Source organism: Staphylococcus sp. HMSC14C01 (assembly GCF_001808085.1).
Taxonomy (GTDB): Bacteria; Bacillota; Bacilli; order Staphylococcales; family Staphylococcaceae; genus Staphylococcus; species Staphylococcus hominis.
In genome coordinates this window covers 214,559-235,955 of record NZ_KV792037.1, presented here as the reverse complement: position 1 = coordinate 235,955, position 21,397 = coordinate 214,559, and the positions used below count along the sequence as shown (strand labels likewise).

Annotated in this window: 18 protein-coding genes, 1 pseudogene and 1 riboswitch; of the genes and pseudogenes, 6 read left to right on the top strand and 13 right to left on the bottom strand. The window is 31.9% G+C overall.

The features are described from left to right. Complete coding sequence (locus tag HMPREF3131_RS07050) at window positions 1-897, bottom strand: PLP-dependent cysteine synthase family protein (protein WP_017175192.1); 897 nt, start codon at window positions 895-897, stop codon at window positions 1-3. A gap of 255 nt (window positions 898-1,152) precedes the next feature. Here HMPREF3131_RS07050 and HMPREF3131_RS07045 point away from each other — a divergent pair, with 255 nt between their 5' ends. Beyond that, window positions 1,153-1,683, top strand: a complete 531-nt coding sequence (locus HMPREF3131_RS07045; protein ID WP_017175191.1) for a pentapeptide repeat-containing protein — start codon at window positions 1,153-1,155, stop codon at window positions 1,681-1,683. Between the two features lie 74 nt (window positions 1,684-1,757). On the opposite strand, the gene HMPREF3131_RS07040 is transcribed toward HMPREF3131_RS07045, so the two are convergent. The 7 genes from HMPREF3131_RS07040 to HMPREF3131_RS07010 all read right to left on the bottom strand — a co-directional run bounded on the left by HMPREF3131_RS07040 (window position 1,758) and on the right by HMPREF3131_RS07010 (window position 9,829). Continuing rightward, window positions 1,758-3,086, bottom strand: a complete 1,329-nt coding sequence (locus tag HMPREF3131_RS07040) for a sodium-dependent transporter (RefSeq protein ID WP_037541620.1) — start codon at window positions 3,084-3,086, stop codon at window positions 1,758-1,760. 163 nt (window positions 3,087-3,249) lie between these two features. Continuing rightward, the gene (locus HMPREF3131_RS07035; protein WP_017175189.1) at window positions 3,250-3,498 is read right to left on the bottom strand and encodes a hypothetical protein; all 249 of its coding nucleotides are present in this window, start codon (window positions 3,496-3,498) and stop codon (window positions 3,250-3,252) included. Window positions 3,499-3,510: 12 nt separating this feature from the next. Then, complete coding sequence (locus HMPREF3131_RS07030; RefSeq protein ID WP_017175188.1) at window positions 3,511-4,242, bottom strand: alpha/beta hydrolase; 732 nt, start codon at window positions 4,240-4,242, stop codon at window positions 3,511-3,513. 44 nt (window positions 4,243-4,286) lie between these two features. Further along, the gene (locus tag HMPREF3131_RS07025) at window positions 4,287-4,958 is read right to left on the bottom strand and encodes a phosphatase PAP2 family protein (protein WP_017175187.1); all 672 of its coding nucleotides are present in this window, start codon (window positions 4,956-4,958) and stop codon (window positions 4,287-4,289) included. Window positions 4,959-5,321: 363 nt separating this feature from the next. Continuing rightward, on the bottom strand, window positions 5,322-5,684 hold the full coding sequence (locus HMPREF3131_RS07020) for a Na-translocating system protein MpsC family protein (RefSeq protein WP_002447992.1): 363 nt from the start codon (window positions 5,682-5,684) through the stop codon (window positions 5,322-5,324). Between the two features lie 68 nt (window positions 5,685-5,752). Continuing rightward, window positions 5,753-8,314, bottom strand: coding sequence for a DUF2309 domain-containing protein (locus HMPREF3131_RS07015; protein WP_017175186.1), 2,562 nt, complete (start codon window positions 8,312-8,314; stop codon window positions 5,753-5,755). Window positions 8,315-8,329: 15 nt separating this feature from the next. After that, complete coding sequence (locus HMPREF3131_RS07010; protein ID WP_069723791.1) at window positions 8,330-9,829, bottom strand: NADH dehydrogenase subunit 5; 1,500 nt, start codon at window positions 9,827-9,829, stop codon at window positions 8,330-8,332. A gap of 788 nt (window positions 9,830-10,617) precedes the next feature. Between HMPREF3131_RS07010 and HMPREF3131_RS07005 the strand changes: the two genes are divergently transcribed. Continuing rightward, window positions 10,618-11,145, top strand: a complete 528-nt coding sequence (locus tag HMPREF3131_RS07005) for a phosphatase PAP2 family protein (RefSeq protein ID WP_228451900.1) — start codon at window positions 10,618-10,620, stop codon at window positions 11,143-11,145. A gap of 100 nt (window positions 11,146-11,245) precedes the next feature. Here HMPREF3131_RS07005 and guaA read toward each other — a convergent pair whose 3' ends face one another. The 4 genes from guaA to xpt form a co-directional block, all read right to left on the bottom strand. Then, on the bottom strand, window positions 11,246-12,787 hold the full coding sequence (gene guaA, locus HMPREF3131_RS07000) for a glutamine-hydrolyzing GMP synthase (protein WP_017175183.1): 1,542 nt from the start codon (window positions 12,785-12,787) through the stop codon (window positions 11,246-11,248). 146 nt (window positions 12,788-12,933) lie between these two features. Then, on the bottom strand, window positions 12,934-14,400 hold the full coding sequence (gene guaB / locus HMPREF3131_RS06995) for an IMP dehydrogenase (RefSeq protein ID WP_048681372.1): 1,467 nt from the start codon (window positions 14,398-14,400) through the stop codon (window positions 12,934-12,936). A gap of 38 nt (window positions 14,401-14,438) precedes the next feature. Then, window positions 14,439-15,707: a xanthine permease PbuX gene (gene pbuX / locus HMPREF3131_RS06990; RefSeq protein ID WP_017175181.1), complete on the bottom strand. Its 1,269-nt coding sequence runs from the start codon at window positions 15,705-15,707 to the stop codon at window positions 14,439-14,441. Then, window positions 15,704-16,285: a xanthine phosphoribosyltransferase gene (gene xpt, locus HMPREF3131_RS06985; protein WP_017175180.1), complete on the bottom strand. Its 582-nt coding sequence runs from the start codon at window positions 16,283-16,285 to the stop codon at window positions 15,704-15,706. The genes pbuX and xpt overlap by 4 nt, the downstream gene beginning before the upstream one ends. A gap of 207 nt (window positions 16,286-16,492) precedes the next feature. Continuing rightward, window positions 16,493-16,595, bottom strand: a riboswitch (purine riboswitch). Between the two features lie 213 nt (window positions 16,596-16,808). Here xpt and HMPREF3131_RS06980 point away from each other — a divergent pair. The 4 genes and pseudogenes from HMPREF3131_RS06980 (at window position 16,809) to HMPREF3131_RS06965 (ending at window position 20,466) form a co-directional block, all read left to right on the top strand. Beyond that, on the top strand, window positions 16,809-17,216 hold the full coding sequence (locus tag HMPREF3131_RS06980; protein WP_017175179.1) for a YflT domain-containing protein: 408 nt from the start codon (window positions 16,809-16,811) through the stop codon (window positions 17,214-17,216). Between the two features lie 215 nt (window positions 17,217-17,431). Further along, window positions 17,432-18,091: a hypothetical protein gene (locus HMPREF3131_RS06975; RefSeq protein WP_037541624.1), complete on the top strand. Its 660-nt coding sequence runs from the start codon at window positions 17,432-17,434 to the stop codon at window positions 18,089-18,091. 128 nt (window positions 18,092-18,219) lie between these two features. Next, window positions 18,220-18,718: pseudogene (locus tag HMPREF3131_RS06970) on the top strand (DNA-binding protein); the annotation flags it as partial. A 356-nt stretch (window positions 18,719-19,074) separates the two neighbouring features. Further along, window positions 19,075-20,466 (top strand): L-cystine transporter, encoded by a 1,392-nt coding sequence (locus tag HMPREF3131_RS06965; RefSeq protein ID WP_017175682.1) that lies wholly within the window; start codon window positions 19,075-19,077, stop codon window positions 20,464-20,466. Window positions 20,467-20,522: 56 nt separating this feature from the next. On the opposite strand, the gene HMPREF3131_RS06960 is transcribed toward HMPREF3131_RS06965, so the two are convergent. Further along, window positions 20,523-21,278, bottom strand: coding sequence for an NADPH-dependent oxidoreductase (locus tag HMPREF3131_RS06960; RefSeq protein WP_017175681.1), 756 nt, complete (start codon window positions 21,276-21,278; stop codon window positions 20,523-20,525). Window positions 21,279-21,397: the final 119 nt, after the last annotated feature.

Here is a 21,397-nt window from a genome sequence, read left to right as displayed (position 1 = left end):
TTATTCTCCTTTGTATTCAAATATTTTTTTTGACATATAACGATCACTGCCATCTGGAAAAATTGTTACAATAATACCTTTATCAATACGACGTTTAATATCTAAAGCACCTTGTAATGCTGCACCAGATGAGCTACCAACAAGTAGTCCTTCTTGTTTAGCTAATCGTTTTACATTTTCAAATCCTTGATTATCACTAACTGTAATAATATCATCAACGATAGATTTTTCTAAAAATACCGGCCATTTTTCAGAGCCAATACCTTCAATATCATGAGCATGTGCTTTGCCACCATTCAAGACTGAGCCTTCAGGTTCAACAATAATATTTTTAACATTAAATTGTTGTAAATGTTTAGCTACACCGGTAAACGTTCCTCCAGATCCAGCACCAGCTACAAAATAATCAATGTGTGGTAATGCCTCTGTAATTTCTTTTCCAAGTGTATGCGTATAGGCTTCTGGATTATGTTCAGTTTCAAACTGGTTCATATATACTGCATCGTATTTGTCAGCATAATGACGCGCTTCTTTTTGTGCACCAATCATTCCCTTATTTTTAGGTGTTCGTTTGATTTCAGCACCCAATACTCGCATAATTGAAATTTTTTCTTCTGAAAATCCTTCTGGGGCAAAAATCACACACTTTAAATGATAACGATTAGCGGCCATTGCTAATCCAATTCCTGTATTACCAGCTGTAGCTTCAACGATGGTATCTCCTTTTACAATACGTTTTTCTTTTAGCGCAGTTTCTACAAGATATTTCCCTAGTCGATCTTTAATACTTCCACCAGGATTAAATTGTTCTAACTTCGCATAAATTTGTACATGTTCATCGCTAAAACTTTCTAATAATACTAGTGGCGTTTGTCCTATTAAATCATAAGTAATCATATCTTTCGTTCAATACACTCATGTAATGTCTGAACATACCTACTTTCTATAATCATATTCATTTCCAATATTTAATTTTAATTCTTACTCAACCGCTACGAATTATACGCTAACTTATATCTTATTGCAAAAAGCTAGATTCTTTATGTAAAATGTAATTAGTTATTGCGTTTAAGTACTCATATTATGATAAAAGTGAACTACTGGAAATGAATTAAATTTTACGATGAATCAACGTACAAAGGAGAATCGATGATGACATCTAAAGCAGACTTATCTTTATCCGTCTTTACTAAGGATGATTATAAAAATTTAAATTATAAAAATAGTACATTTAGAAACTCAATGTACGACGAAATTGAAGTAAATAAAAGTCACTTTAAACATTGTGATTTTAGCGAAGGTATTTTTAGGAATGTAAGCACTATTTCAAATTCAAAAATGATCAATTGTAATTTTGATAAAAGTATCTTTGAAAATGTAAATTTTTTCAAGACGCTGATTAGTAAATCAAATTTAACTGTTACCTCATTTGATGAAAATCATTTTAATACATTAACGATTGAACATTCTATTTTTAAAAATAGCAATATACGTAATGTAAAATTTGATAACGTCACGTTTAAAAAAGTGATTTTTGAAAATGTCACTATGGATTTGTGTCATTTTGAAAATGTAAAAATAAAAGATTGTATATTTAAACATGTCACTATTAATAATTCTTCAATTCCTGAAAAAATATTAAAAGAATTACATAAACAAGATGTTACGTTTGAAAATATGTAATTCAAATTATCTTTATGCTAAACAGAGTCTAGAACAACGATTTGTATTCTAGACTCTGTTTATTTTTGTTAATGTTAAAATAATTGAACAATAAAAACTAATATAATAATAATGGGCATCATATATTTAATTAAAATATACCATGGAACAAAAAGTTTAAATTTATCTTTCCCAAAGCTCTCTTTTAATGCTTGTTTATCTAATAATTGACCTACAACTAATGTCGTTCCTAATGCTCCTAATGGCATCAAGATATTCGATACGATAAAATCCATATTATCAAAAATTGTACCCGCTCCAAACTTAATTCCACTTAAACTGCTAAATGATAGTGTTGCTGGGATACTAATAATAAATACTAATATACTTGCAATAACTGATATAGCTTTTCGTTTAGTATTATCATTTTTAGTGAAATTTGAGACATTTAATTCCAATAAAGAAATAGAAGACGTTAATGCCGCAAATAAAAATAGAATTAAGAAAATTAAATAAAATACAATACCAAAGCCCATTTGATTAAATACTAACGGTAACACTTTAAATAAGAGTCCTGGTCCTTCTTGAGGTGCATAACCAAATGTTTTTAAAGCTGGGAATATTGCAAGTCCTGCTAATACAGAAACTAAAATATTCATAATAACAATTGAAATGGCGGAAGATTTAATCGTCATTTCCTTAGGCGCATAACTCGCATATGTAATCATACCTGTCGTGCCTAAGGATAGTGTAAAGAACGATTGACCTAATGCAAATAAGACACCCTTAACTGAAATATCTTCTATTCTCGGTTGTAATATATAGCGAACGCCCTCTAATGCTCCGTCTAATGTCAATGATTTAGCAACAACAATAATTAGAAAAACAAATAATAAGGGCATCATCATTTTAGAAGCTTTCTCTAAACCTTTTTCTACACCTAGCATAACGATAATCATTGTTAAAAGAATAAAAATACCCTGTCCCAACACAGTTAACCACGGGTTACTAATTATTTTTTCAAATTTAATTTGAGTTAATGACGTATGTTCAACAGATAATAATTGTAAAAACACATTCCCAATATATATAACAATCCAGCCACCGATAACACTATAAAAGCCGAATAAAATAAAAACAGCTAAATTTCCATTCCACCCAATAATATTTAACCATTTTTTTCCTGTTAATTTACTATAAATTCGAGTCGTATAAGTGCGCCCCATTATTCCTACCGTAAATTCCATAATCAGTAACGGTAATCCTACAAAAATAGTAAAGATTAAAAATAAAAATAAAAAAGCGCCACCACCATAAATACCAGCCATATATGGAAACTTCCACATTGCGCCTAATCCTATAGCAGAACCAGCACTTGCTAGAATAAATCCGGTTGATGTTTTCCATTGTGATTGATTACTCATTTTCTATCTCCCTTTAACGCGTTAAAGCATGTGTGCGATTAAGTTCTACTCTAACATGTCTGACTAAATAGTGCAATATGCATATAAATGAGTATTAAAAAGATAAGAATAGATGTAAATGACATCTCTCAACTATTCTTATCGTTTAAACTTACTGTTACATTTATTTTTCAAAATCATATATTATGGATTGACCTTCATCTACTTCTTGAATATTCAAACTTTCGATATGATCAACATTAATGTAATGAACTTGTGAGTCATCTTTTAGAAATAAATAGGCCAATTCATCAAATTCATCAATAATACGCTGTATGCATGTGTCATAGTCTGGACCATCTTGGAACGTTTTAAATTCTTTATAAGTAGTTCCAGAAACCGTTGTATATATAAGTAAGAATGTACGTTTCATCTTATTACTCCTTTATTCAGATTTAAAAAAAGTTACAACTTGAGTGATAACGTCTTCATGTCCATCTCCATAAGTCATTAAATGACGACTTAACGGATGACATGTTAAATCTTTGTTATTACTATCAATATGATTAAAAATATAATGGGCACTATTTTGATAAAAGGCATCATCATTACCACCATACAAAATACGAGCGGGAACATGTATACGTTCTAATTCATTAGAAATTATCTCAATAAATGCTTTAAATTCTGCGATATGTGGTTGATAGTCTTGAATTGTTCCAAGTTGTTGTTGTGAAGTAGTTTCATCAAATTTCAATAATTGATTCATGCGCTGACCATAACGTTCCATACGCCACGCAATACTTTTTTCTTCTTTTTCACTTGGTGCAGACATCACTGCTATTTTAGAAACATCAAATAACTCAGCTAACTTTAATGTAAATAGTCCCCCTAGTGAGATCCCCGTTACAAAAATAGTGTCAAACCCTTTATTTTTTAAAAATTGATACCCTTCTAATACATCATTCCACCAATCCTGAATCGTAAATTGAGTAAATTGGTCTAAAGGTAAGCCATGTCCCTGATAATTTGGTGCAAAGCATGTGAAGTTTTCTTCATTAAGCGCCTTAGCTAATGGTTTTACATCACGAACAGTTCCTGTAAATGAGTGAAGTAATAATATCGCTTCTTTTCTTGAACCTTCTAAATAAATCGGATGTGGTGATTTGATTTTCATAGTATTCTCCCCTTTTAAAATACTTATGTTATGAAACTTAAGCTTTACTTCTTTCTTAATTTAATATTAAAGAGTGGTAACGTCATTGAAAATAAAGCAACCCAAATCATTCCTAACGAAAAACCACCAATGACATCAGTTAGATAGTGAGCGTGGAAATATAACCTACAACTTAATACGCCTATCCAAAATATAACGACAACTATAGCAATACTATATCGTATCGCTTTGTTTTTAATAAGTGGAATAACAACTAAGAGTATAGCTAAAGCAAATAATGTACTGGCATTTGAATGACCACTTGGAAATGAATATCCATGGTCTACTAAAAGATGGTTATACGGACGAGGACGAGCTATTATTTGTTTAATTAAAAAATTAACATAAGTTCCTGTATAAATCGTAACTAATAACCACAATGAAAGTTTATAATTTTTAAAAATTAAGATAAGTGCTAAAAATAACGTTATGTAGAGAATGGATTTTACTTCTCCAAAATTAGCACAAAACGTCATCATTTTATGCCAAATTGTACCGTCATAGTGTCTTCTAGGTTTACCAAAATAGTTGGTCAACTCATGTAATGAGTTTAAATCTAATTTTTGCATTAGTGTGGTATGATAAATGACATTCATTGCCGTTATTATAAAAATAATTAATCCAACAACAAACATAGAAATAGTTTTAGTTGGCGATACTTCTAATTTATTTTTCATATTTGTTTTTCCTTTACTACATTTGATACTAATATTTTATGAAAACTCTTTCAAATAATATATCCGTTCTTCATATTCATTAAAGTTTGAAGATGTATCACACAATTCATTCATCAATATGTTGACTACTTAACTTAACTCATTGATCGTATTGCCCTTTTATACCTCTAGCATCAGAATAGTCGGACAAATGATAATGAGTAAGAGGTTCTGATTGAATTGATTCGTTCGCATCTCTATCTCTCTTTTAATGTTAGTTAGATTTTACAATAAATGATAAAAATTCGCTTGTAAAAAAAGAGATTAGGAATTATTTTTTATATAACATTTCCTAATCTCTTCTCGTACTTATAACATTTTATTTTAAAGTGATTTTTCAAGGTTCTTATCTAATTTAAAAACAATAATACGTTCACCAGTAATTGTACTTAAATCACTATGGAAGCTTTTAACTTCAGTACCTGTGATTTTGAAAACAAGTTGCATTAAATCATCTTGTCCAGATTCCACCAGTTCTGAGCGTGTACGTTTAATGTTAAGTAATCCCTCTTGAGTTTCACATACACGATACTCCGCAGGCGTCAAAATACCTTGTAAGTTGACGATAATCATATCTCGTAGAATATCTGTCTTTACTGACAACGAACCACGTCCAAGAAAATCTTTTTCCCATTGCGTAATTGCTTTACTAATTTCTGCTTCATACATACCTTTCGATTTCGTCATTGCTATAACAAATCTCCTAATGTTTAATTAACATTAGTGTATCATTTTTTAAATTAAAATCGAATAGCTTACCAATCTTTAAAACTACCCTTTTCATCAATACTTGCAAGACGTACCCATTGATGATCGACTTTTTGTTTAAACTTAATATTATCATTAAGTAAACGTTGTATATAACGATCTGGTGCTTGAATCACGACTAATAATCGAATTGGAGCATGATAAATTTTATTGTCCCCTGCCATCACAGACTGCCATGGCAATCCAGCTAATAAATCACTTGAATTCCCTTGCATAACGCCAACACCAGAAGTGACAGATTGTGTTGTTTTATTACCGCTACCATAAAAATGTGGTGCCACTGTAGAGGCATAATACTGTAGGTTAATCCACTGTGCAACGAGTGCTGGACCAGAAATAATTGTATTTAGTAATTGACCATCAGGATCTTTCGCATAATCATAATTATGTAAAAATGCACGTCCTTCTAAATTACTACCTTCTGTAATACTTCGTTGCCCAATAATAAATTCTGCATTACGTGCTAAGCCCCATTCTGGACGGATTTCGCTCCAATCATTTGCAAAGCGATGTGCTTCCGCAATTGGATGTTTCAATTCTCTATCGCTTAAACGAGGTAATTGAGCAAGACGTTCTAAATTTGCATGATAACTTACACGTGGCATGGCTTCTTCTAAAATATCAAATGCTTTCTTTGCTTCTGATGTTAATGAGGGAACGTAAATCCATTCTAATTCATCAATTGATGTTTTATGTTCTGCAGCAACAAATACTGTCTCATCCGGAATATGAATGCCTTCAGCGGCTAACCCTTGACGTACTAAAGGTAAATTGCACATCATGGCAAGTAATTTCGCATTAAATCCACTTGAAGCTCCTCCACAAGCACCACATTCTAATGATGCATGGTAGGGATTATTGTTTGTTTCGCTTCCATGCCCTCCAAGTACTACTAATGGCGCAAAATTTGTAGTTAAATCCATTAATTGTAACGCTTGTTTCGTAAAAGCAATTTGTTCTTCTTCAGTAAATCCAACAGGCAAATCACTATGTACATGATGATCTCTATCAATCGTTAGCTTAGCATTCGGTTTTTTTAACCAATTTTTAGTCAATTTACGAATAAATACGCCTGTTTTCTTTGGCATTAATGTACTTGCAAGTGTATTTAAACTTAAAAATGGCCCACTTAATTCTGGCAATAATAAACTAGGTAGCACATTATTCTTCATTAATTTAAAAGTATAAAACATGGATGTAATGGAATGTTGCTGTTGATTATACGTATTTAATGCATGTCGCTCTGCATATTCTTTAATAGTATATGCAGGAGGTACCATCACTGGTAAAGAATCATGACTAAACTGTTCATCTAATGCTTTTTTTCGTATAGGTAAACCAAAGAAACCTGCAATTCCTATAGTTTCAAATGGCCCTTGATTTTCTAAATGACGACGAAATGGTTCAGAACGTACATCGATACAAAATGCAAGTTGTACTTTTGTAGGTTGTTTGTCACGCTTGACCGATTTATCGTAAATCATCTCAACAAGTTTGCGTTCGTGAGTTTCTTCCCAAGCCTCTAACCATAATTTCTTGAAGTATAATGGATTAAAATCATGAGCAAACTTCAAGTGTTCAATTTGACCCTCAATAGACATCTCAGCCCATTCATCAATCGTCATTTCACCATAATATAACCATTTACTCACAAGTTCTTTTATTCTTTTTTCAACATTTAAGACTGCCGGACGGCTCATTTTTTCAGTATCTAATAGAATACATTCCATTGTAAGGCGTATTGCAAGATATTGAGTTAATAAGTCTTTTTCATGTTCATGTTTTTCAGCACGATAATACATCATACCTGCCCAACCTGGTAACGATAAAAGATGTCCAGTTAAATAAAATTCATATTCATCTTCAGCAATATCTAGATGATTAAGTGCCATGATTAATGCGTCTTCATAGTTGTGTGGCAACATCTTAATCATTTTACGTTGAGTTTTAGTCAACATTGGATCATATTTCGCTAAATGTAACCAGGCTACATAGAACCCTTCTTCGCGTTTAGGCATTGTCCAACTTGATTGGAAAGTATCTAAATATAATTTTGACCATTTAATAATATGAGTATTTAACTCATCCATTAAAGATTCGCCTTTAGCATTAAATGCATTTGCACTTTTTGAACGTGCATAAGCGAATGACTCATTTTCGAATACTTTTTTGAGTTTTGAGACTTCTAATTTCAGATAGGCTTCTTTAGTAATTAAATCTCTCGGAATATCTTTAATATTCATAGCATTTTTGCAGTACGTATCCACATGAGTCTTAGGAATATCCGTCTTATAAGATTGAATAGCTTGTTGTACTTCTTCTTCAACGATATGTTTATCAATCTCACCATTTTCAAGCGCTGTCATTACAGAAGCATGGCTTGGATATAAATCAATATCACGCACATGTTTAAACCATTGTGCAACTTGATCAAAGGTTTGATACTCAAGTTCTTCCCATGGATTACGTGCTGCAAAGATTGAAATTGGTGAAAGTGGCGTAATCACACGACGTGCAGATTGAACAACGTCTTCTATATTAATAGTCATGTAAATGTTCACCTCTTATAAATATTTCTTTAAATAATTTGGATGGCTTTCTACAGATTTAAATTTAGCTTCTCCAATTTTAATTAACCATAAGTAAACTTTAGCAAAGGCTGTAGATGTACGATGGCGAGCGACCCAAATACTAAAAATACTACCTAGCACTAAAATTGCAATACTAATGATAATACTAATTAACGGTGGATGGGCAGGAGCCATATATACATGATGGAGTATATTAACAAATACTTGATGAGTCACAATATAAACCATTGCAACAACTACAATCATTGTAATACCTATAAAGCGTCCCATTACTCCTTTATTTAATGCTACAAGTTGATTCCATGATACAGAGATAGACCAAGCTAAGATAAATGCACTAATCAAAATATATGGACTATGGTCACTTGTCATAAAAAATACAATTGCAATAATCAATGCAAGAGCTCTTCCAAGTATTATCCATCCATATGATTTCTTAATATTAGGTGGAGTTGGTATATTAAATCGTCTGACAACTGAGCCTGATTGTAAGAATAATGTAGCTTTAAATATACCATGCAATATTAAATGGATAATCGCAGCTGAATAAACACCCATTGCACATTGAACGAGCATAAAACCCATTTGACTCATCGTTGATCCAACAAGTTGTCGTTTATAATCAACATGTACTAAACTAATGCCCGAACCAATCAATACTGAAATACTAGAAATAATTAATAATATTGTAAGAGCAATAGAATTATCAAATATCGGTGAAAAACGCGTTAAAATAATGCCCCCCGCATTAACTATACCGGCATGCATAATAGCTGATACAGGTGTAGGCGCAACAACTGATTCAATTAACCAACTCTGAAATGGATATTGCGCAGCTGGAATAATAACAGCAACAACAAGCAATAAATCAATAACTAATTTTAGACCATGATTTAGAGCATAGTCATAATTTTGAGAAGGATCGATTGTCCATTCTCCTGTTCCTATGTATAGCAAAATAACCGCAATTAATAGCGCTAACCATCCAATAATAAAGGAACGTGCAGAAACTTTTGCTGCCTCCGCTGGAACTTTCCAAGTTTTATTCAATCTAATTAGTTGCGTTAAACAAAATAACGTTAATCCCCAGCATAAAGTCATTAAACGTAAGTCATTGCTTAACCATCCTAGTGAAGCAAAAATAGTTATAAATGTATATAAAGGAAAATACTTACGATAATTGTGATCTCCTAATAAATAACGCGTTGAAAACTTTTGAATAATAAAACCTAACGCTAAAACAAAAGCACCTACTAACCAAGCAAGTTTATCTAAGGCAAATATGCCAATAACTTCTCTTTCATTTATAGTCACTAACCCTACAATACCTACAATAACTGGCAATAGAAGTAAAGCTAAGTGAAATCTTATGTATTTAACTGGAACTGAGGGGATTAAAACAATCAACCCACTTAACGCTGCCATAATAAGCGTTATAAAAAATAATATAAGTAAACTACTCATACTTAACATTATCATTCCTCCACTTTTAAACTGTAACCTATATATAACTATTGCTTATAATATAATAAAACACCTACAATAGTTTAGTTTTATCCCATTAAAAAGGACGACTATCTATTGTAGGCTTCTTTTATGCTCATTCAATATATTTATTAATGCTCTTTAAGCAACCTATAATTTAGATTTAAGTACATTAGTTTTACCCTTCAATTAAACAATAAAGTAAATGATACTTTTTGCCTCATTGCTTGATATAAACCTATGTATAATTTAATGCATATTAAATACAATATATGAAAATATCAACTAAAAGTCAAATTTCTAATATATAAAAAGAGTTTGAGACGATAAAGTATGTCCCAAACTCTCACGGATAAAATGAATTTACTTCATTACTTATAAAATAACATATTTTGTTCAATATTCATGTAACAATTCTGTGAAAACGCTTAATTTTTTTGTAAAGTTTTTTTATATTTTATTTGCTTTTTTTGAATAATGAAGGATGACTATCATATTTTTGTGATTACCTTAGCTTTTTTGTCTTTAAATTTATTTTAATATTAAATCATTCTTTGTATCGATAACTTTAGCGCTTTAACAAGTTAAACTAGATTAAAATAAAGAAAGGTATAGTACTGATGCAAAATAAACAATATACATTAACCATTTCATTTATAATAAGTAGTCTCATTTTTTTAATAACTATTTTTTCGGTTTTTACTAAGTCGTTATGGACACATATATTAGATTTACAATCATTCTATTGGTTCTTAAACACATTTGGCGAACCAAAAATGAATTTCAAAGGTAATTGGTTCAATGACTTTATGACGTTTCTAGCATCATACGGTGATATTGCAACCTTTATTACCCTGACCCTTATCATCGCAACTATTGTTTTAATTAAGCGACGCTTCTTATTAGCAATATGGTTACCGACAACAGTAGCTTCAGCAGGTATCATAGGTATTGCGTTAAAAGACATCATTCATCATTCAAGACCTTATGATCACTTAACAATTGATGCAGGATTTTCATTCCCAAGCGGACATGCTTTAACAAGTACGATTGTTATTTTTGCTCTTATTTTTGTACTTATCCCTAAATTAGGAACTATCTGGGTAAAACGCATAATAAATACGGTGTTAATTGTAGTATGGTTAGGTATTTTATTTTCAAGATTATACTTCCATGCTCACTATCTCACTGACGTAGTTGGCGGCATATTTTTTAGTTTTTCATGGTTATTCATATCATTGATGGTGTATCAATATATTCTTCAAAAAGTACACCATAGAACATCATTACAACAAAGACGATAATCATTTCAATCAAAAAGAAATTAGCATAAACGTCCAAATTATTGAATTTAATAAAAAAAAGCGAGCATTTCTCACGAAAATGCTCGCTTTTTTTAATGGGCTACTCCCATTCTATAGTGCTTGGTGGCTTAGAAGTAATGTCATAGACGACACGGTTTACATGGTCTACTTCATTAACTATACGACTAGAAATTTTTTGTAATACTTCCCAATCGATACGTGCAAAATCACTTGTCATACCATCAATTGATGTTACAGCACGAATACCTACTGTATGATCATACGTACGATAATCACCCATAACACCTACAGATTGAATACCTGGTAGTACTGTGAAGTATTGCCAAATCTCTCTTTCAAGACCTTCTTCTCGAATCACTTCACGTAAAATCGCATCAGATTCACGAACGATTTCTAATTTATCTTCCGTAATTTCACCTAACACACGAATACCTAAACCAGGACCTGGGAATGGTTGTCTCCATACTAAATGTTCAGGGATACCTAATTCAATACCTAAGGCACGAACTTCATCTTTAAATAATGTATTAATAGGTTCAATCAATTCAAATTCCATGTCTTCAGGTAATCCACCTACATTATGGTGAGATTTAATTGTTTGCGCTGTTTTTGTACCTGATTCAATCACATCTGTGTAAAGTGTACCTTGTGCTAAGAAATCAACATCTGTTAATTTAGCCGCTTCATCATCAAACACATATACAAATTCATTACCAATGATTTTACGTTTTTTTTCTGGATCAGAAACGCCTTTTAGTTTTTCCATAAAACGTTCTTTGGCATTTACACGAATAATATTCATATCAAAGCCTTCACCGAATTGTTCCATTACCATATCGCCTTCGCCTTTACGAAGTAAACCATGGTCTACAAAAATACATGTTAATTGATCACCAATGGCCTTATGCAATAATACTGCAACAACTGATGAATCTACACCACCGCTCATGGCACATAATACTTTACGATTGCCTACACGTTCACGAATTTTTTCGATTTCAATTTCAATGAAGTTTTCCATTGTCCATTCACCTGTACAATTACATACACGACGGACAAAATTTCTTAGTAAATCATTACCGTATTCTGTATGACGTACTTCTGGGTGGAATTGCACACCATAAATACGACGTTTTTTATCTTCGATAGCAGCATAATTTGTACTTGGGCTATCAGCAATAACTTCAAAACCTTCAGGAATTTCAATGACTTTATCTGAATGACTCATCCACACTGTTTGTTCTTCTGGTAAACCAAAGAATAACTCATCAGATTTTGCTTTAATAATTGCTTTACCATATTCACGTTCATTTGCACGTTCAACTTTACCGCCTAATAGTTTGGTTGTAAGTTGCATACCGTAACAAATACCTAACACTGGAATACCTAAATTATAAATTTCAGGATCAATCGTAAATGAACCTTCTTCATAAACAGAATTTGGACCTCCTGAAAGAATAATACCTTTAGGATTCATACGTTTAATTTCATCTATAGAAATTTCATGATCGTGTAATTCACTGTAAACGCCCATTTCACGAATACGACGTGTAATTAACTGGTTATATTGACTACCGAAATCTAAGACAAGAATTAACTCTTGTTCTTTAGCCATTTCCATAATAGTAAATCTCCTTTAAATTAATTTATGTAAACAATAGAAAGACGCTTTTCATATTTATAAAGACAATAAATAATTTCAACCTCTATAAACAATTTATAGAAAAGCGTACTTTCTTAATTTAATCGCTTCTTGCTCACCTTACATTAAAATGAATAGTTTGGTGATTCTTTAGTAATTTGTATGTTATGTGGATGACTTTCCGCTAAACCTGCAGGGCCCATACGTGTGAATTGTGCTTCTTCACGCAATACTTTTAAGTTTGGTGAACCAGTATAACCCATACCAGCTCTTACTCCACCCATAAGTTGATAAATGGTATCTTGTAATGGTCCTTTATAAGCTGTGCGACCTTCAATACCTTCTGGAACAAATTTTCTAGGAGATTTATCTTCTTGGAAGTAACGATCATTTGACCCTTTTTCCATGGCTCCAAGAGAACCCATTCCACGATATACTTTATATTGTCTACCTTGGAAGACTTCAGTAGCGCCTGGGCTTTCTTCAGTACCAGCTAATAAGCTACCTAACATAACAGCATGACCACCAGCCGCTAATGCTTTAATAATATCACCAGAGAATTTAATACCACCGTCAGCAATAATCGCTTTACCATGTTTACGTGCTTCAGTAGCACAGTCATATACTGCAGTAATTTGTGGTACACCTACACCTGCAACGACACGTGTTGTACAGATTGATCCTGGTCCAATACCTACTTTAACCACGTCTGCACCTGCTTCAAATAAAGCGCGTGTCGCTTCAGCAGTTGCAACATTTCCTGCAATAATTGTAAGGTCAGGATATTTATCTTTCATTTTTTTGACTTGCTCAATCACACCTTTAGAATGTCCATGCGCTGTATCAATAATTAACGCATCTACTCCTGCTTCTACAAGTTTTTGTGCACGAATTTCAGTATCTTTAGATGTACCGATAGCTGCTGCTGCAAGTAAACGACCATGCTCATCTTTCGCTGCATGAGGGAATTCAAGTACTTTTTCTATATCTTTAATTGTGATGAGACCTTCTAAACGACCATTTTCTACTAATGGTAATTTTTCAATTTTATGCTTTTGAAGGATTGCTTCTGCTTCATCTAATGTTGTACCAACTGGAGCTGTAATTAAATTTTCTTTAGTCATCACATCTGAAATTTTAATTGAGAAATCTTCAATAAAACGTAAGTCACGGTTTGTAATAATACCAACGAGTGTTCTTGATTCTTCATCTTTTACAATAGGCACACCTGAAATACGATATTTACCCATTAATGCTTCTGCTTCATAAACACTTTCATCTGGTGTTAAGAAGAATGGATTCGTAATAACACCATTTTCTGAACGTTTTACTTTTTGTACTTCATCAGCTTGCTCTTCAATGCCCATGTTTTTATGGATGACACCTAAACCACCTTGACGTGCCATAGCAATAGCCATTTTAGATTCAGTTACTGTATCCATACCAGCAGAAATAACTGGAATATTTAATTTAATTTTATCTGATAATTCTACGCTTAAATCAACATCACTTGGTAATACGTCTGATGCAGCTGGAATTAACAAAACATCGTCAAAAGTTAATGATTCTTTAGCAAACTTATTTTCCCACATTTATAACACAGCCTCCATTTTTTATATAGTTAATCTTATTATTTCACATTTTCGTCGTTTTGTTTATACTTTATACCGTTAAAAAAGAAATTAAGAATAATAGCAGAGATTGCTCCTAAAACAATACCATTTTGAGTTAACCAAGCGAACTGTTCTCCTAAAGCTTTAAATGCTTGAGGTACAGCACTAATTCCTGTACCAAGTCCGACTGATACAGCAATAATTAATAAATTATTTTGATTTTTGAAATCAATATTTCCTAAAATACTTACCCCATAAGCCATTACCATACCAAACATAGCAATCATTGCACCGCCTAATACAGGTAAAGGAATAATATTAGCCAGAGCACCTAGTTTAGGTATACAACCACTTATTAAAAGTAAGACTACCATTCCGTATATGACTTTATTTTTCTTAGCTCCAGAAAGTGAAACAAGTCCTACATTTTGCGAATAAGCTGTATAAGGGAAAGAATTAAAGATTGATCCTAAAATGATGGCTAGACCTTCCGCAGTGTAACCTTTACGAAAATCTTTACGTTCTAGCTTACGACCAGTGATTTCACTTAATGCATGATATACACCAGTTGATTCAATCAGACTTACAATTGCTACAATTGTAAACACTAATGTTGCACCGAAATCAAAGCCAAATCCTGAGAAACGGAATGGTCGTGGAATACCGAGCCAATGTGCGTCACCAACTTGGCTAATATTAACTAATCCAAAGATACTAGCCAATATAGTGCCTATAACTAAACCAATCAAAATTGCAATAGATTTTAAGAATCCCGTTGTAAATCGTTGTAATAGTAAGATAACAATAAGTGTCACTCCACCTAAAATTAGATTTTTAGGGTTACCATAATCTTTAGCGCCTTGACCACCAGCAAGATAATTCATAGCAACGGGCATTAAGTTAATTCCGATAATTGTAACTACACTACCTGTAACAACAGGTGGGAAAAATTTAACTAAATAAGAAAAGAATGGAGCAATGATCACAACTAAGATACCTGATAGGAACAATGATCCATATAACACGTCTAAACCTTTAGTCTGTCCAATTAAAATCATAGGTGCTACAGCAGTAAATGTACATCCTAAAACAATAGGTAGCCCTGTACCAGTAATCTTATTTGCTTGTAAAAATGTAGCTACTCCACACATAAAAATATCTACTGTAATTAAATAAGCAATCTCTTCAGGTGAGAATTTTAAACTTGTTCCTACAATGATAGGTACTAAAATAGCACCTGCATACATTGCTAATAAATGTTGTACACTTAAAATTAAATTTTTCATTCATCTTCACCTAGTAAAGTCACTTTATTCCCTGTTAAGGAAGCAACTTTACATAATGAAGAAACAGTTAAACCAGCCTCTTCCAATCTTTGTCGTCCATCTTGGAAACTTTTTTCTACAACAATTCCTATGCCTACTGTTTCTGCTTTAGCTTGTTGTGCAATGTCGTACAATCCAAGTGAAGCATCACCATTTGCTAAGAAATCATCAATAATTAATACTTTATCTTCAGACCCTAAAAATTCTTCTGATACAATCACTGTACTTGTTTTATTTTTAGTAAATGAATGGATATCAGTACTGTAAAATCCATCTTTTAAAGTACTTGGCTTTGCTTTTTTTGCAAATAAGCATGGCACATCGAAATGTAATGCAGCCATGATTGCAGGAGCAATACCGGAAGCCTCAATAGTTAAAATTTTCGTAATCCCTTTATCCTTAAATTGTTTATAAAATGTTTGACCCACTTCATACATTAATTTGGCATCAATTTGATGATTTAAAAATCCATCAACTTTTAATATTTTTTCATCAATGACTACGCCATCTTCCTTGACTTTTTGTTCGAGCGCTTCCACTTCAAAACCTCCTAAACTTTATATAAAAAAACCCGAAACTTTTATCTAGTTTCAGGATCTATAAGTGAACAAGTACGATACACATTCATTTGTAACTTAGAAGTAAATAATTTAGATTTATAGATGATAAACACTACTTTACATTATACAAATGATAATATAGTATAAGACATCTTAGCCAATCCTCAAACTTCTCATTAACTTCCTTACCTTTGTACTTGAACTCATAGTCGCGTTGTTTATGGCAACACGGTAGAAACTTCTAAAGCCATATTCTTCAGATTATATGAGCAATATAAATTATTTAATGATAATAGCAAATTTTAAGCTTATTTTCAATAACTGATGGAGAGTTTATCCTTGTAATCACACTACTTATAAATGTAAGCGTTTAATATCATATAAAAAAACTGTATTTGTAAAACACATATGTTTAATTATATAATTATATAGAAACGTTTTATATCTATTCATTAGGGTATAAATATTTAAAAGTAGCATGAAATGATGGAGGACGATGAATATGCCAGATATTACAGTTATAGATAATGAAAATCAAATTTACAATGTGATTGAAAAGAAAAAAGCAGAAGGATATTCAGAAAATGAGATATTTGTTATCAGTAAATCTAAATTACATTTAGATGATTTACATAATTCTCAAGTAACACTTATAGCAACAAGTGGTTCATTCAGTGATCGCATGTCACGCTTATTAACCGGTGAAGATGGTGAAGAAGCTGTATTGAATAATTTCAAACTATCTGATAACCAAGCAGAACAATATAAAAAAGATATGCTTGATGGCAAATTTTTAGTAATCGCTAGAAAAGACGCTTCTTCACATAATGAAGTTGAAAAAAACAACGCAGCTTATGAAGAAGTTGATATCACTCATTACGCTAATGAGTCTAAGGGTCCAAAATCTTAAAAATAAGTTTAACCATTCATTGTATTTATTCATGTCGATTGTTAAATGAATATAATTTCTTACAAATTAACAGTCAAAAATTAATATATGCTTCTTTCAAAGTAAAGTGTGAATCATTTATAACTTTGAAAGAAGTTTTTTAATATATTTTGTATTATGATGTGCTACTTTACAAATGTGCTATACTTAAAAAAATATGATGCGGGGAGATCGCTATGAAATTTCACACTATTCATTCTTTAGAAGACGCTTATTATCAAAAAGCCGTCGAGTTTTATAATAAACAATTAGATGTTGATTTTTTTGAAGACAGCATTATCACAAAACGGTCCTTACAGAATAATAAAACAGAAAATGATTATGTTTTGATTGTTGGTATTGAGAAAGAAAATATAATCAGTTTGGCTACAGCGCACTACGAGGCAACAACAAATTCAGCCTTTTTAGTCCACTTATTAGCTGTAGTTGATTCAAACTATGATGAAATCATATCTCAAACTTTAAATGAAGTTGAAACTCACCTAAATATATTATCTAATAAAGTACATGCTAGAGATATTAACTTTTTAATGATTGAAGTCCCGAAACTTGATAATAGTATATTAGATAATCAATTAATTAAACGACGTCATCATACCTTATTAGAAAATGACTTTGAACAACAATATGACATTGATTATTTGCATCCTAACTATACGTTTGAAGAAACACCTATACGTACTGACTTATTTATTAAATCTAACATTGAACTTACAAAAGACATCTATCCTGCTAGTGTGAAATCTAATTATATTCTCAAATATGTATTTGCGAATGGAATTTCTAGAGATATTATATACCCCCTTTTAGAAAAGATGAATTTACGTTTACCTTGATAGAACACTTGAAAAGCGCGATATAAAAGGTTAAACTAATATGCGAGGTTAGACTGACGTGTCACTAACCGAAGACAAACGTCAGTGTAAATGAACAATATTCTATAGATACGAAAGGACTTCAAATTATGTTAACTAAAGAATTCGCTCAACGTGTCAAACTAAGTGAAAAACAAGTCCGCAAAATCGTCCAACATTTAGAAGAACGAGGATATCAACTTAGTAAGACTGAATATCGTGGTCGTGAGGCTACAGACTTTAAAGAAGAAGATATTGAACTTTTCCAAGATATTGCAGAAAAGGTAAAACAAACAAATAGCTATGATTTAGCTTTCGAAGAATTAGAAAAAGAAAAAGATTTTTTACAAGTTATCGTTAAAGAAGACCAACAACAGTTACCAGCTGATCAAGGCGTCACACAATTGGTAGAAGACTTACGTACGGAAATACAAAAAATGCGTGAAGAACGTCAAATGTTAGGTCAGATGATTACTCAAGTTCATCAACAGCAAAATGAACTTAAAGAATTACAAAGTCAAATTACTGAAAAATTGAAAGCAAATAATGAGTCATTAGCTGCCATCCAAACATCACAACAAGCCCTTCAAACTGCTCAAAAAGAACAATCTGATTATACTAAAAATAACTTAGTTAAAGAAATTAATGATAACAATCAACAAGCGATTGATAATTTAAAAGAACATCAAACTTATGTTTCATCTTCAAATGAGAAAAAAGGATTCTTAGCTAGACTATTTAATCTTTAATGTAACAATTGTATATAGTGCTATTTACTAAAACAGGATTGAAATTAAAAAGATTTCGATCCTGTTTTTTTGTTTTAATACTCATTTAGTGTCTATTTATAATTAATTTGTAAAAATATTTAGTAATTTATGTTATTTAAAGTATTGAATTATTATATATTTAATACTATTCTTATGAAATGTGTCGGATTTAACTAATAAAAGGAGAATCATTATATGGGAACATTATTTTCAATTATTAATATTGTCATAATGTTGATTTTCATTATCGGCTTATTCATTATGGCTAAAAAACATGTATCATTCCCTAAACGAGTCTTTACCGCTCTAGGATTAGGAATTGTATATGGTATTATTTTACACCTTATTTATGGTGTTAATTCTAAAGTGCTTGAAACTACAACTGATTGGTTTAGCATCGTTGGAGATGGCTATGTGACATTATTACAAATGATTGTTATGCCTCTTATTTTTATTTCTATTGTTTCAGCATTTAGTAAGATACAAATTGGCGATAAATTTGCTAAGATAGGTTCTTATATTTTTATGTTTTTAATTGGTACTGTCGCTATTGCAGCCGTTGTAGGTATTTTTTATGCCATTGTATTTGGCCTTGATGCTTCAAGTATCGATTTAGGTAGTGCAGAACATGCACGAGGAAATGAAATTAGTAGTGAGGCGAAGCAACTTACAGCGAATACACTACCACAACAAATTCTTGAATTATTACCAAGCAATCCGTTCTTAGATTTTACTGGTCAGAGAACAACTTCAACTATTGCAGTAGTAATATTTGCCATTTTTGTAGGATTTGCATACTTACGTGTTGCACGTAAACAACCTGATAATGGTAGCTTATTAAAACGTGGTATTGATGCTGTTTATGCTCTCATCATGTCAATTGTTACCTTTGTTTTAAGATTAACTCCTTATGGAATTATCGCAATTATGGCTTCTACAATTGCTACAAGTGATTTTGCAGCAATTTGGACATTAGGTAAATTCATGATTGCATCTTATGCAGCTTTACTTACAATGTATGTTATTCATTTAATTATTTTAGCGATTATGGGAATCAACCCTATTCGTTATGTCAAAAAAACACTTGAAGTACTGATTTTTGCATTTACATCACGTTCAAGTGCAGGAGCGCTTCCTTTAAATGTGCAAACTCAAACGCAACGTTTAGGAGTACCTGAAGGTATTGCAAACTTCTCAGCTTCATTCGGCTTGTCTATTGGCCAAAATGGATGTGCTGGTATTTATCCAGCAATGCTTGCTATTATGGTTGCTCCTGTTGCTCATGTTGACATAGATATACCATTCATTCTTACACTAATTGCTGTTGTAGTTATTAGTTCATTTGGTGTAGCTGGCGTTGGTGGCGGTGCAACTTTCGCTTCAATTCTTGTATTATCAACTTTAAACTTACCAGTTGCATTAGCGGGTGTATTAATTTCTATCGAACCAATTATTGATATGGGTCGTACTGCTCTAAATGTCAATGATTCTATATTAGCAGGTACTGGTACAGCACATTTAACAGGTAACTTAGATAAAGAAAAATTTAATTCTAATCATTATGGAGAATTATCCACAGAATCATAAATAACAAGAGAGGCAGAATTTCGAACAAATTCTGCCTCTCTTTTTTCGGTTTTATTTTATCTTTTCATTAATCCAGATTTATTTAATTGCTCTAACATATCCAATCGTGCTTTTCCACTTAAAAATCCAGCAACTTGTTGAGACCAGGTTTCATTTCTCACACCATTTGTACGGTCTTGATAGTATTTACTAACCATTTGATCATAAGCGTTTAATGTTTCTTTTTGTTGTGCTTTATTACTATTATAGACATTTTTATGGAAGACATGTCCAAAAGGTAAACGTGGTTTTGGTGATCCATTTTCATCCTCAGCTGGCTCCCCTATAGCCATACCAAATAGAGGGAAGGCATATTCAGGTAAGTCTAAAATCTCACGTACACGTCCGACATCATTGCGAAGCGAACCTAAGTATACAATGCCATAGCCCATATCTTCAGCTGCTAAAGCAATATTTTCTGATACTAATGCAACATCAATGGCACCAACTAATAAGCCCTCAGCTGACTCAAATGACGTCTCCATTTGTTGTTCTACATCTTCATTAATAAGACTATGACGATAATAATCTAAAACAAATACGAATAAATAGCCATTATCTACCACATAATGTTGTCCTGATACTTCTTTGAGTTCTGCTTTAATTTCTGGGTCTTCTACTCCAATAATTGAATACGTTTGTAAATAACTAGATGTTGAAGCACTTTGCCCAGCTTCAACTAACTTTCTAACAACGTCTTCACTTAAAGGTTGATCTTTAAATTTTCGAACTGAATGATGTTTTTTAGCTAATTCGTAAACATAATCTGACATTAAGTCCACTCCTTTTTTAATTACTGAATATATGTTAACAATTTATATTTTATTTTTCTTCTAAATTGCCCTTTATTTTAAATTAAGATTTGCATGCTAAACTAATTAAAGTTATCATA